Annotated in this window: 16 protein-coding genes and 1 riboswitch; of the genes, 10 read left to right on the top strand and 6 right to left on the bottom strand. The window is 42.8% G+C overall.

Annotated elements, in window-relative coordinates; genetic code table 11:
• Positions 1-53 precede the first annotated feature (53 nt).
• Positions 54-374, top strand: coding sequence for a thioredoxin family protein (locus L7D49_RS16375; RefSeq protein ID WP_472908863.1), 321 nt, complete (start codon positions 54-56; stop codon positions 372-374).
• Positions 375-528: 154 nt separating this feature from the next.
• Here the strand turns inward: L7D49_RS16375 and L7D49_RS16370 are convergent, their stop codons facing one another.
• Positions 529-1248, bottom strand: coding sequence for a glycerophosphodiester phosphodiesterase (locus tag L7D49_RS16370; protein ID WP_238082854.1), 720 nt, complete (start codon positions 1246-1248; stop codon positions 529-531).
• A 202-nt stretch (positions 1249-1450) separates the two neighbouring features.
• On the bottom strand, positions 1451-1726 hold the full coding sequence (locus L7D49_RS16365) for an AbrB/MazE/SpoVT family DNA-binding domain-containing protein (RefSeq protein WP_238082852.1): 276 nt from the start codon (positions 1724-1726) through the stop codon (positions 1451-1453).
• 195 nt (positions 1727-1921) lie between these two features.
• Here L7D49_RS16365 and L7D49_RS16360 point away from each other — a divergent pair, with 195 nt between their 5' ends.
• From L7D49_RS16360 to L7D49_RS16335, 6 genes are all read left to right on the top strand, one after another.
• Positions 1922-2779: a YitT family protein gene (locus L7D49_RS16360; protein ID WP_238082850.1), complete on the top strand. Its 858-nt coding sequence runs from the start codon at positions 1922-1924 to the stop codon at positions 2777-2779.
• A gap of 188 nt (positions 2780-2967) precedes the next feature.
• A riboswitch (SAM riboswitch) is annotated at positions 2968-3053 on the top strand.
• Between the two features lie 299 nt (positions 3054-3352).
• Positions 3353-4261 carry a homoserine O-acetyltransferase MetA gene (metA, locus tag L7D49_RS16355; RefSeq protein ID WP_238082849.1) on the top strand — a complete coding sequence of 303 codons (909 nt, stop codon included), beginning with the start codon at positions 3353-3355 and terminating at the stop codon, positions 4259-4261.
• 128 nt (positions 4262-4389) lie between these two features.
• Positions 4390-5088, top strand: a complete 699-nt coding sequence (locus L7D49_RS16350) for a YetF domain-containing protein (protein ID WP_238082945.1) — start codon at positions 4390-4392, stop codon at positions 5086-5088.
• Between the two features lie 241 nt (positions 5089-5329).
• The gene (locus L7D49_RS16345) at positions 5330-5908 is read left to right on the top strand and encodes a TetR/AcrR family transcriptional regulator (protein ID WP_238082847.1); all 579 of its coding nucleotides are present in this window, start codon (positions 5330-5332) and stop codon (positions 5906-5908) included.
• Between the two features lie 71 nt (positions 5909-5979).
• Complete coding sequence (locus tag L7D49_RS16340) at positions 5980-6327, top strand: DMT family transporter (RefSeq protein ID WP_238082845.1); 348 nt, start codon at positions 5980-5982, stop codon at positions 6325-6327.
• Positions 6327-6641: a DMT family transporter gene (locus tag L7D49_RS16335; RefSeq protein WP_238082843.1), complete on the top strand. Its 315-nt coding sequence runs from the start codon at positions 6327-6329 to the stop codon at positions 6639-6641. The genes L7D49_RS16340 and L7D49_RS16335 overlap by 1 nt, the downstream gene beginning before the upstream one ends.
• 18 nt (positions 6642-6659) lie before the next feature.
• Here the strand turns inward: L7D49_RS16335 and L7D49_RS16330 are convergent, their stop codons facing one another.
• On the bottom strand, positions 6660-7133 hold the full coding sequence (locus tag L7D49_RS16330) for an HAD family hydrolase (protein WP_238082840.1): 474 nt from the start codon (positions 7131-7133) through the stop codon (positions 6660-6662).
• 296 nt (positions 7134-7429) lie between these two features.
• On the opposite strand from L7D49_RS16330, the gene L7D49_RS16325 reads away from it, so the two are divergent.
• The gene (locus tag L7D49_RS16325) at positions 7430-8341 is read left to right on the top strand and encodes an RluA family pseudouridine synthase (RefSeq protein WP_238082838.1); all 912 of its coding nucleotides are present in this window, start codon (positions 7430-7432) and stop codon (positions 8339-8341) included.
• 44 nt (positions 8342-8385) lie between these two features.
• Here the strand turns inward: L7D49_RS16325 and L7D49_RS16320 are convergent, their stop codons facing one another.
• The gene (locus L7D49_RS16320; RefSeq protein ID WP_238082836.1) at positions 8386-9027 is read right to left on the bottom strand and encodes a spore coat protein; all 642 of its coding nucleotides are present in this window, start codon (positions 9025-9027) and stop codon (positions 8386-8388) included.
• 167 nt (positions 9028-9194) lie between these two features.
• On the opposite strand from L7D49_RS16320, the gene L7D49_RS16315 reads away from it, so the two are divergent.
• Complete coding sequence (locus L7D49_RS16315; RefSeq protein WP_238082943.1) at positions 9195-10478, top strand: glycoside hydrolase family 18 protein; 1284 nt, start codon at positions 9195-9197, stop codon at positions 10476-10478.
• Between the two features lie 54 nt (positions 10479-10532).
• On the opposite strand, the gene L7D49_RS16310 is transcribed toward L7D49_RS16315, so the two are convergent.
• Entirely contained in the window at positions 10533-10673 is a 141-nt protein-coding gene (locus L7D49_RS16310) for a hypothetical protein (RefSeq protein ID WP_238082834.1), read from the bottom strand.
• A gap of 299 nt (positions 10674-10972) precedes the next feature.
• On the opposite strand from L7D49_RS16310, the gene gdhA reads away from it, so the two are divergent.
• Positions 10973-12352, top strand: coding sequence for an NADP-specific glutamate dehydrogenase (gdhA, locus tag L7D49_RS16305; protein ID WP_238082833.1), 1380 nt, complete (start codon positions 10973-10975; stop codon positions 12350-12352).
• Positions 12353-12697: 345 nt separating this feature from the next.
• Here gdhA and L7D49_RS16300 read toward each other — a convergent pair.
• The coding region (locus L7D49_RS16300; protein WP_238082830.1) for a hypothetical protein at positions 12698-12930 on the bottom strand (233 nt) is incomplete at its 5' end.

The following is a 12930-nucleotide window of genomic DNA, read 5'->3' as shown; positions in this document are numbered from 1 at the left end:
CCCGTGATATACTGAAATGTATAACGATACATACAATCAAAAGGAGTGCAGCGATAATGGAGAAACTGCAGTCGAAAGAACAATTTGAACAACTCAAAAATGGGGAACGGACCATCTTTATGTTTTCAGCAGACTGGTGTCCAGATTGCCGAGTCATCGAACCGATTTTGCCAGGCTTAGAGGCAGATTTCCCGGAATATGAATTTATCTATGTAGATCGGGATGAATTTATTGATATTTGCCAAGAGATGGATATCTTCGGTATTCCGAGTTTTATCGGATTCCATGATGGCCAGGAAGTAGGGCGTTTCGTCAGCAAAGACCGGAAAACACGAGACGAGATTGAGGATTTTATCAATAGTCTTTCAGCCTAATACCATGAGGGGACGAAAAAGTCCCCCAAATAATATTGTCGAGTTTAGGATGCAATAGCATTCCTAAACTCTTTTTTTATAATCGTGCAACGCACTCATTTGCAGTATTTATCGCCAGAATCAGCGCACCCCTACGTTTTCCCTATGTCTGCATTTAGACGTTAAGAAAAGCATAGAGCCTTTCAGGGTAATCCGTAAAAATAGCTTGAACACCGGCCTTTTGCAGTAAACTTGCATAGTTCTCCTCATTTACGGTATACGCTCTTACGGGAATGCCGGCTTCGTATACTTCCCGGTAGGATGGCCGGATGGCAGTGGGAAACAATAAATGAAATGCATCAGCTGGAATGTTCTTCAGGTACTCGAGCGGCTGAACGAGCACTTCCATAGTGAGCGCACCTGTTTCAATATGAGGGGCGAGCCGTTTCGCTTCTTGAATGGCACTGTGATCAAAAGAGGATAGGACGACTCTTGATTCCAAATGATGCGCCTTAATAAGATCCAAAACCTTTGCGGTCATGCCCTCATAAGGAAAGATATCTGATTTTAATTCAATATTTACATGATGATGCGTGGATTGGAAGAGGAGAAGCACTTCTTCTAGCGTTGGAATCTTCTCTCCTGTAAAGTCGGGTGAGAACCAACTGCCGAAATCATATTCTCTCAATTGGGCCAGAGTCAGATCCTTCACGTAGCCCGAACCGTTTGACGTACGGTCAATCGTTTCATCATGTATGACGACAAGCTCTCCGTCATTCGTCAAGTGAACATCGAATTCCACCCCGTGAACCGGGAGCCGGGCAGCCTCCTGGAATGCAGCTAGTGTATTTTCGGGAAAAGTGCCGGACGCTCCCCGGTGTGCATAAATCAACATGGACATCCCTCCAAATTATCTGATGAATTAACTATATCATGAACAAGGAAAAAGACTGTCCATCAGCAATGATGAAACAGTCTTTTTAAAATGGGAAATAGAATACTAGTAAGGAAATTGGCCATTCTTCGGTATATTCAGTTCTAGGCTGCTGGTTGTCATGGCCACTGTGAATAAAAGTGGATGATGCCGTTTGCTCACGTTACCAATCCCTGTTTTCCTTAATCTCTTTCATTAATATTTCCGCGCCTTGGGGACTAATATACATGCCATTGGAAAGCTGTTTATTTTCTGAAGAGATGATGCCTGTAACAACACATGCTTCATCCACCACGTATTTTCGCAAAATGATCATGTCATCATCAACGAATATTTCCATTGGAGCGCCTTTTTCCAACTGCAATGTATTTCTCAATTCTTTTGGAATGACAATTCGTCCTAAATGGTCTACTTTTCTAACAATACCTAAACTACGCATGTTGAATATCCTCCTTTAGTGAATTATCCTATTAATTACGAGTATACCAGTAATTTTGAAGAAAACCAAAAATATGAATATACTCTTCTGCCATTTCCTTATTTACTACTATTCCTTAAATCATTCATTTAAAACTTTCCAGAGGCTTTATTTCTGGTAAAATAATTAAGGCTGTTATGGAAAGGAGGCAGGAAGATGTCAAATCGTTATGTTAAATCGACGTTTTTCGACTATCTATTAATCATTTTGGGCGCTTCGCTTGTCGGATTGTCCTTTAATATCTTTTTATTGCCTTCGCGCATTGCGGCAGGAGGCATATCAGGTGTCAGCACGATTCTGTATGAATTGTTTGGTTTCAATCCCGCGTATGTACAGTGGATTATCAATATCCCGTTAATTATTTTAGGTTTGCTGCTCGCAGGCAAAGAGTTCAGCACCAAAACGTTAGTCGGTACTTTCTTTGTCCCGTTTGTCATCTGGCTGACGGGTGGCATTGAACTTTCGGTTGATAACCCGCTGCTAAGTTCAATCTATGGAGGAATTCTTCTAGGAATCGGCCTAGGCATTGTCTATCGTGGGAATGGTTCAACAGGAGGCACGGCGTTAATCGCCCAATTGCTGAAGAAATACACAGGGATTTCAAGCGGATTTTCACAGCTGATCGTTGACGGGGTTGTTGTAATTACTTCCGCTTTCGTTTTCAACTTTGAATTGGCGTTATATGCTTTGATGTCGATTTATGTGACCAGCAAAGTAATCGACTTCGTTCAGCTTCAGACGTCGCCAACCAAATTGGTCCTCATTATTACAGAAAATGAGAAAAAGGTGCAGGAAATCATACAAAATGAAATCGACCGAGGATTGACGAAAGTTAAATCGACCGGAGGATTTTCAGATAATGAAAAAACAATGATTTTTTGTGTGGTCGAACAATCGGAAGCTGTGTACTTGAAAAAACTGTTGCAGACGGCAGAGCCTTCCTCGTTCGTCATTTTCTTAAATGCATCGGAAATTCTCGGACTTGGGTTTTCAAAAGCGAAGAGATACCAGTGATTGACCGTTAGTAGTTCGGATCATTTTCATGTTTTGGACACATGAATAGTTTCCTACATGTTAGTAATCACAAGAAGTACGCTCCCACTGAAAATGTGGGGGAAGCAGACCATGAAAGTTTAAGAAAAATTTAAAAAAACTTTAGGCAAACTGTCTGAAAAGTGATATACTACTCCGTAATAGAATAATTCTTATCAAGAGAAGCTGAGGGATTTGGCCCGATGAAGCTTCAGCAACCTCTGCGTATGCAGGAAGGTGCTACCTCCAACAAGAAGTTCAACTTGATCTTTTTCACATCGTTCGTAAAACGTCTGTGAAAAAACTGTGCATGCCGTTCGTTGAATGGCCTTGCCGGAGTCAAGTTGATGCCTCGGTGATTGGATGTTTGGAATTCAGAATGCAGTTACAAACCGCCTTAAGCGGATGAATGCATGCGAATCCGAACATCTGGAATACCGTGGGTACTTGATTCTTGAGAGATAAGAACGACCGGAAAATTCAAGCCTCGTTCCTATTTCTTTAGGAGCGGGGGTTTTTTATTTGAATTGCCACGACAGAAGAGGGGGAGATTGTATGCCAATTAACATACCGAAACATTTACCGGCAGGCGAACTATTAAAAGAAGAGAAAATTTTCATCATGGAAGAGGATCGTGCGACCACGCAAGATATCCGGCCATTAAATATCATTATCTTAAATTTAATGCCGGAGAAAGAACGGACAGAGCTACAATTATTACGGTTGCTTGGGAATACACCATTGCAAGTGAATGTAAATTTCCTTAATACCGCTACATATGAATCAAAAAATGTGAGCAAAAATCATTTGGAAGAGTTTTACACCACATTCGAACATATTAAACATCGCCGATTCGACGGAATGATCATTACAGGTGCTCCAATTGAGCATATGCCTTTTGAAGAGGTCATTTATTGGGAAGAACTGAAGCAGATCATGGACTGGTCCAAAACGAATGTCACTTCTGTTTTGCACATTTGCTGGGGAGCACAGGCAGCACTATATCATCATTATGGTATTGATAAATATGACTTGCCGAAGAAATTATCCGGTGTTTACAGCCATAGTTTGACAGATTCGACCGTGAAGCTTGCAAGGGGCTTTAACGATATTTTTGCAGCACCGCACTCAAGATATACATCCGTATCCGTAGAGGAAATTGAACAGGATCCTCGACTCCAACTGCTCGCTGTGTCTGAAGATGCCGGTGCATTTATCGTGTTATCCAAAGATGAAAAGCATATTATGGTGACTGGCCATTTGGAATATGATGCGACAACGTTGGCAGAAGAATATGAACGTGATGTTCAAAAAGGTTTGGATATCGATGTGCCTGCCAATTATTTTCCGAATGATGATCCGGCTAAACAGCCGATGAATACATGGCGATCTCATACGCATCTGCTGTTCTCAAACTGGCTGAACTATTATGTTTATCAAGAAACACCATTTGTATGGGAATAAAGCTAAAAAAGGCGCATTTCTTTTTGGAGATGACGCCTTTTTATTCATTCTTCCTCTTCAAAAAACCTTCCGTATAATTATCAGATGGTAGTGGCACACTCGTATAATGGAGGTGCTGCGTTTTGAACATGAATGAATTTCTTGAATTTGATTTTTGGGAAATGACGATGCGAACACTAGCGTCCTTTATCGTGCTGCTTCTGCTTGCACGATTAATGGGGAAAAAACAGATTTCCCAGCTGACTTTTTTCCACTATGTAACAGGCATCACGATTGGTTCAATTGCTGCTGCCATTGCCAGTGAATCTGAAACCCCATATTTCAACGGATTGTATGCGATGATTTTATGGGCTTTTTTAACTTATTTGATGAACTTCTTAGCATTGAAGTCGAAAAAAGCGAGAATTTTACTCGATGATACGCCGACAATTATTATGCATAAAGGGAAATTGAATGAAGATGCAATGAAGAAGTCCCGCCTGCACTTGAACGATTTGAATATGATGCTGCGAGAGCAGGGAATTTTCTCCATTAAAGACGTGGAATATGCCATATTAGAAACGAACGGGCAGTTAAGTGTAATGAAAAAGGCGGGTCAGGAACCCGCTACCAAAAAAGATGTAAAAGCACCGTCTCCAGAACCGAAATTTGTGCCAACGGAAATTATTTCAGATGGAAAAATTGTTTCCAAAAACTTGACGGAACTTGGATTGACGGAGGAATGGCTGTACGATCAATTGAAAGCTCAGGGAATTGGCAAGGCCGATCAGGTTTTTTATGCGGAAGTCCAAACTGACGGAAGTTTGCATATCGATCAACGCTCCTAAGAATCCCAATTTCGTAGCTCAATAAATTCGATTATTATTGAATGGTATCATGAATTATTTTGTGCAAAATGGATAAATCCAATCTTCCGTGCAAGCCTTTTTCTAAGGCTGTACTGGAGGATTGGATGTTTTTACATAATCAAGGCAGCAAACGCGTTAATTGGTTGGATCAAGCACAGCACTTGTTTTTTACTGTATTTGTAGTAAAATGAATGACAGTCATTCAGTTGGAGGGAGATAAATGGCTCAAAACAAAAAAGAAATGATTGTACGGGCAGCAATTGAAGTTTTCCGCAATAAGGGAATCGAAAAAACCAAAATATCGGATATCGTACAAGTAGCTGGGGTCGCCCAAGGAACTTTTTACTTGTACTTTCCGTCTAAGCTGTCGCTCATGCCTGCAATTGCCGAAGTGATGGTAGAAAAAACGATGGAAATCTTGCGGTCGGCTGTATCGGAAAAAGCTTCTTTTTCAGATCAAATGCAACAGTTCGTTGAAGCCATCTTTAAAATCAATGAAGAGTACCATGAGATTCAGGCTCTTATATATTCCGGACTGGCATCAACAGAGCACCTAAAGGAATGGGAAGCAGTTTATGAACCCATCTATGTTTGGCTTAGTGAAAAACTTGATAAAGCGAAGGACACTGGGGAAATCCGTAACTCAATTCGCTCTGCCCATACGGCGAAATTAATTATTGGCCTTGTCGAATCCGCAGCGGAACAGATTTATCTTTATGATTCACAAGCGGAGAATATGGCGGACACTCAAAAGAAGGAAGTAAAGGAATTCCTAAAACATGCCTTGCAGATGGAATGAACTAATTCCATCCGGCTTCAAGGCAAATCATGCAACAAAATGACTGATAGTCAGTCAGTAGGGAGGCAGCAATGAATAAATCATGGATATATGTAGCAATGACGAGTTTCTTTGAATTGGTCTGGATTTATGGTTTTAATGTGGCAAGCGTTTGGTGGCACTGGATCCCAATTGTATTTTTCATTCTTGTTGATTTTTACTATTTATCAAAGGCTTGTGAGAATTTGCCGACAGGTACAGTGTACGCAGTATTTGCCGCGGTCGGTACAATCGGCACCGCTTTGATGGACGTCTTTCTATTCGGTGAAACATTGAGCGGCGGAAAAATCTTCTTTATCGCCATTCTTGTGGCTGGAGTAATTGGATTGAAGATAGCGGATGGAATCGAAGAGAAAAAAGCAGTTGGTGAGGTGAAATAATGGGCTGGTTATTAGTAACTTTAGCTGCAATCAGTGAATTTGTCGGCGTCATTTATTTGAAAAAATATAGTGAAAAGAAGAGCCTGGGCCGAGGACTGCTCTATATGGCTGGATTCGGAGCGGCATTTCTCTTCTTGTATTATTCGTTCAATTATTTACAAGTGAGCACGGCGTACGCAGTATGGATCGGTGTAGGGACTGCGGGAGCTGTACTCATCAATATGATTTTCTTTAATGAGTCCAAAAGCCCCGGAAGGATATTCAGTGTCTTGCTGATTGTCGTTGGAGTTGTTGGAATCAAGGCATTGTCATGAAAGAGGGATGCGGGAAATCTATCGTATGATTTCCCATTTCTTCTCTAACGCCACAGCTTCCAGTTTTGCATCTGGCCGGACAGCGACCGGATTTCCGACGGATTGAAGGACAGGCAGATCGGAATAGCTGTCTCCATAAGCATAGCTCTTCGACCAATCGACATCCTCATTAGCCAAGCAAGATAATATCTTCTCCGTTTTACGATCCCCTTGGATATGATAAATCGCCCGGCTTGAATCAACGATTTCATTATTAAATGGAACATCTGTGCCGATAATCTGATCAAATTGAAATTCACTTGTCACTTCATGAAGAAACGGTGTGTAAGCGCCAGATACAAGCATTGTGTAATCCCCATTTTTTCGGTGTTCCCGATAACGCTCCACAACATTCTCATTAAAATCTTTTTGAATAGCTGGTTTCATTTCTTGAAAATACTGGTGTATCTCCTCTCGAGATAACTCTTGCAATGCATTTAAATAGATTTGCATAGACCGTTCTTTCATTTTGGATTCAGGGAGCAGTTTTAATTTGTAGCTGATATAAGGCTTAAGAATGGTGCGAAAGAAAGTTTTTACAAAGGGCTGTAGGTCGGGTGGCTTTTTAACTGATCCATTAAGAGCTGGAATGTTTCATTGGCGTAAAATGTTCCGTCAAAGTCAAAAATAGCGATTCGCATATGGGGCTCCTTCTGCAATTGCTGCCAAGTTTCTTTTCTACCGATCATACAGTGTTTGTGTTGGAGAAGCAATTCGAGGATAATATAAAGGACTAAAGGAGGTTCCACATGCAGAAAAAAGGACCAAGGAAAGCACAAACAGCAAGCCCCCATACATCTGTTTTTCATGTAAAGCAAACGCAAGAACTATTGCCGTTTTTATTGGAAGCCCTATCGAAAAACAGCCGAAATTCAGTGAAATCCATTTTGTCCAGAGGGCAGGCAAGTGTGGATGGTGTTGTGATTACAAGGCATGACCATCCATTGCATCCGGGACAAACTGTAGAGATTGTGAAAAATAGGGCAGCAAAAGGAGAAAGTGAACTGGAAGGGATTTCAATCCTTTTCGAAGATGACGATCTGCTTGTCATCGATAAAGAGGCGGGCCTCCTTTCGGTATCCGCTAAGGATAAGAAGGAAATGACGGCTTTTAGTCAAGCTGCCAGCTATGTTAGAAAAATGAATCCGAAAAGCAGAATCTTTGTTGTCCACCGTTTGGATCGGGATACGTCGGGTGTATTGGTTTTCGCAAAAAATGAAAAGATGAAACAAGACTTGCAAAACAATTGGAATGAGCTTGTCCGCAGAAGGGAATATACAGCCCTAGTAGAGGGGAAGGTAAAGAAAGAGGAAGGAACGATAAAGTCGTGGCTTAAGGAGACGAAGACGTTTAAAATCTACTCCAGTCCTGTCGATAACGGTGGGCAGCTCGCCATCACCCATTACCGCAAAATCCGTTCCGCCCAACAATTCACTCTTCTAGAGGTATTGCTCGAAACGGGCCGGAAAAATCAAATTCGTGTCCATATGGAGGAGATTGGGCATCCGATAGTTGGAGATCGAAAATACGGTTCAACGGTTAACCCAATTAAACGGCTCGGCCTACATGCTTCCGCATTGGAAGTCATTCATCCGAAGACCGGAAAAGTGATGCGGTTTGAATCAGAAGTGCCTGCTGAATTTTTTAGGAAAGTAAAATAGAGATAACAAAAAAAGGTGCCCAAATTAAAGGCACCTTTTATTTATTATTGAAGGTTTGTATTGTTTGGATTACCCATTTGAACTTGGGTTGGAGCATAAGCATTTAAGATGGCCTGCATATCCTGCTGCGCCAGCTGAGGAACTTGGTAATAATGATGTTTGTTTTGATAAATGGCCAGCTCATAAGCCATTTCAATGCAGTTTGGAACAGAGTCCGCAAGCACACGTCGCACGACTGGATTTGTTGTTTCCAGTGCAGCCACTGTCTTATGGGAAGCAGATGCTTTTGCGGATGCAAGCAAAAAGCCAGAAATGATTTCATCCGTGATTTCATTTGCGGACTGAATCGGCTTTTTCGGTTGGGACTGCTTCATGCCGTAAATGTAATCGTTGCCTTGTTTCATTTTGTAGCTCTGCGTTGGATGGGATGGATCCTGCCCCGTTTTAAAACATTCCACCGTAATATTGTATTCATCCTGCATGAAACGCAATTGGCGATCCAAAATATCTAGAAGTTCCGGATCTTTAACATGGGGACGCAGCAATACTGCCTGATTCATGGCTCCGACAGCGGCGTTGAGCACTTCGTGGACATCGAATAGTTCATGTCCGCCGTGATTCATCTTTGGGGGCACTTGTCCTGTGTGCATATTTTGGTGTGTTTGGCCAAATGGGTTTTGTGTCAAAGGTATTCCTCCTCCTTCATGATGTGCAATCAGGAGTAGTATGGTATCCGCAAACAGAGTTATGCATGAGAAAATGAGAAGATCGTGCGGTTCATGTCATATTCATCTGTCCTCAAAAATATAGTGAAGAAGATGTTCATACGTATGAGGAAAGGCGGATGATGGATGTGCAAATCCACGTGGTGCAAAAAGGACAAACTTTATATGGTATTGGTCAAGCCTACGGAGTCTCTTACGAAAAGATAGCAGCTGCGAATGAACTGTCCGATCCCTCCAGAATTGTTGTAGGGCAAGCATTGGTCATACCGATAACGGGCAGTTATCATTGGGTGCAGCCAGGGGAATCATTGTGGTTAATAGCCAAAAGATACGGTATGACAGTAGAAGAACTGGCAAGAATAAATGGACTGTCCGTCAACGGTATTTTGCCGGTCGGACTGCGGCTGTACATTCCGCCAATGCCGAAAACAGATATAGATGTGCTTGCCTATGTGGAACCTCGAACTCCTGTCAGTGACTCACTCAAGCAGGAGGTTAGAAGAAGATCGCCGCAGCTTACGTATTTAGCGATGTTCAGCTATGAGCCGCAACGGGATGGCTCACTAAAGGAACCGCCCATTGATGAGATTCCTTCCATAGCGAGTAAAGCGGGCGTTTTGAATACGATGGTTGTCAGTAACTTAGAGAACTTTGAGTTCAGCTCTGAACTGGCGCATGAGCTGTTTGTAAATCAAACGGTGCAAAACCGGTTATTTGAAAATATAGTACAAGTAGCAAGGAAAGTAGGTTACCGGGATATCCATTTTGATTTCGAATTTTTGAGACCGGGCGACCGGGAACTCTACAATGATTTCCTGCGGAAGGCAAAAGCTCGCTTCAAGCCGGCCGGTTTAACCATTTCCACTGCATTGCCGCCAAAGACAAGTGATAGTAAAACAGGTTTGTATGGTGCTATTGATTTTAAAGCACATGGGCAGATCTGTGACTTTGTCACATTGATGACCTACGAATGGGGCTATTCATACAGTGAGCCGCAGCCGGTCAGTCCATTGCCGGAGGTTCGTAAAGTAGTGGAGTATGCAGTAAGCCAAATTCCACCGGAAAAAGTCTTTTTGGGACAAAATCTATATGGTTATGATTGGTCAACCCCATATCCGCCTGAAAGCGGAATACCAGCAAGAGCCCTCAGTCCACAGCAAGCTGTCAATTTGGCAATCAACACGAATACCGCCATTCAATATGACTATAGGGCCCAAGCTCCGCATTTTACGTATACCGACAACAAGGGCGTTCGCCATGAAGTATGGTTTGAAGATGCACGCAGCATCCGTGCCAAATTTAAACTGTTAAAAGAATTCAAATTGAGAGGGATTATGTATTGGAAGTTAGGTCTTTCCTTCCCGCAAAATTGGCTGTTAATGCAAGATATGTTTAATGTGCGTAAACGATAAAGAGAAAAATTGGAACCGTTCATGCAGTCGCTGCATAAACGGTTCCTTTACAATTTATTCTTTTGATATAAAGTTCGATAGGTTTTGGAATAGTTCAAAGTCCGGATTGATCAGTAGAGCAGGTAGGAATGCAAATGTCATGATGATCATCAGATTCGCGCCGATGACAGTCCGTAGGAGTTTGGTGAATTTCATAATGCATCGCCTCTTTCTCTTGATAGGTGTGCTTACAAGGGGCTCTCCAAGTAAGTAGATTTATAATACTCTATCTTCAGAACCTTGTAAATGATTATTTTATTCCCTTGCTGAATGAATTAAAACCTCTTTATTTTGTATGAGATGTTATTAGAAATAAATTTTCTAGAATAAAAATAGTTGTGTCTATTGAAATTTTCAGTAATAATAGCTAAAAACGGAGAAATAATTTCGAAATATCAATTTTGTTGTTTGGATAATTCATTTCTTCGGCACCGATGCAGAAAGGGATGAGGCATATGACAAAATTAGAAGTATTGACAGAGAACCGGAACCGGGCAAACGATTATGTGCATGAAGTATATGAGTTAGTGAAAAAGAGGAATCCGGATGAAAAGGAATTTCTGCAGGCAACTAGAGAGATTTTTGATTCATTGCGGCCTGTCTTTGCCAAACATCCGGAATACATTGCCAATGGCATATTGGAACGGATTACCGAGCCGGAACGCATCATCTCCTTTCGGGTAGCGTGGGAGGATGACAAAGGTAAGGTGCAGGTGAACCGCGGTTTCCGTGTCCAATTCAATAGCGACCTCGGCCCCTATAAGGGCGGCATCCGCTTCCATCCTTCCGTCAACAGCAGTATTATGAAATTCCTCGCTTTCGAACAAATTTTTAAAAATGCACTGACCGGCCAGCCGATCGGTGCCGGGAAAGGTGGCGCCGATTTTGATCCAAAAGGGAAATCAGACCGGGAAATCATGCGCTTCACACAAAGCTTTATGACAGAATTAAGCAAACATATCGGCCCGGACATCGACGTGCCTGCAGGCGATATCGGAGTCGGAAAACGAGAGATCGGCTACATGTTCGGCCAGTACAATCGATTGAAGGGCGGCTACGAAGCAGGCGTCCTGACCGGCAAAGACCCGAATCATGGCGGAAGCTTAGGACGAAAAGAAGCGACCGGATATGGAACTGTCTACTTTGTCGAAGAGATGCTGAATGAAAATGGCCAGTCCATCGAAGGCAAGACGGTCATTGTATCCGGATCAGGGAACGTTTCCACCTATGCGATGGAAAAGGCACAGCAGCTCGGCGCCAAAGTCATCGCCTGCAGTGACTCTAATGGATATATAGTCGATCCGGAAGGAATAGATCTTGATACAGTAAAACGCCTAAAAGAAGTGGAAAACAAAAGGATCGCGGAATATATTAAAGATCACCCGAACGCGGCATACCATCCAGACTGCTCGGATATCTGGTCAGTCGCTTGCGATATCGCCTTGCCATGCGCCACCCAAAATGAGATTGACGAAATTTCGGCACATACACTCATTGGAAACGGTGTCATTGCCATCGGGGAAGGCGCCAACATGCCATGCACCATCGAAGCGATCAACCTATTCCATGAAAACCGCGTTTTATTCGCCCCTGCAAAAGCCGCAAACGCAGGAGGAGTGGCAGTTTCCGCAATGGAAATGTCCCAAAACAGCATGAGGCTCTCCTGGACCGAAGCTGAAGTGGACGAACGCTTGAAAGTCGTCATGCATAATATTTTCGAGAGCTGCAAAAAAGCGGCAGAAAACTACGGCCACCCCGGCAACTTCGCCATGGGCGCCAATATCGCCGGCTTCTTAAAAGTCGCCAACGCTATGGTAGCACACGGCATCAGATAATCTGCCCGTCCAACGGTTAATAAAGTAAACAGGAGGAGAAAACGAGTTTTTCGTTTCTCCTCCTGTTTTTGTTGGCGATTTTTGGAGAGTGCTCGGAAATTGTGGTCGAGTGCTCGAACATGCGAATGAGTACTTGAAAGTGGCTGGAAAGTGCTAGTTTGTGCGGGAGAGTTCTCAAAAGTGGCTGCGGCCTGCACTAATATCCGGGAGTACACGATTGTAAGTACGGATCGCAATGAATGTGGAAAAGAATACAAGAAATTCTCGAGTACTAGCAAGAACCGAACCGCTCGAATAGTACCGAGAACCGCTCGTATCTGTTGGCGAACCTCTCGTATATGCACCTTAACCGCTCGTATCCGTCTGTGACCGCTCGTATATTCCTCTAACAGCTCGTATCTGTTCTGCTACCACTCGTATAAGCTGTCGAACCGTTCGTATCGCATTACATCCTGTATAACTTCCTCTTGTCCACGCCTCTCCTCTAGCCAGCAAGCTTGAGTGTGTATAAAAAATGTTCGTCTTCATCGTGCATTTTACCGAACCGCTCGTATAATACCGTGTACCGCTCGTATCCG

The sequence above is a fragment of the Sporosarcina cyprini genome, from assembly GCF_022048975.1.
GTDB classification, from domain to species: Bacteria; Bacillota; Bacilli; order Bacillales_A; family Planococcaceae; genus Sporosarcina; species Sporosarcina cyprini.
This window is presented reverse-complemented; position numbering and strand designations above follow the sequence as displayed.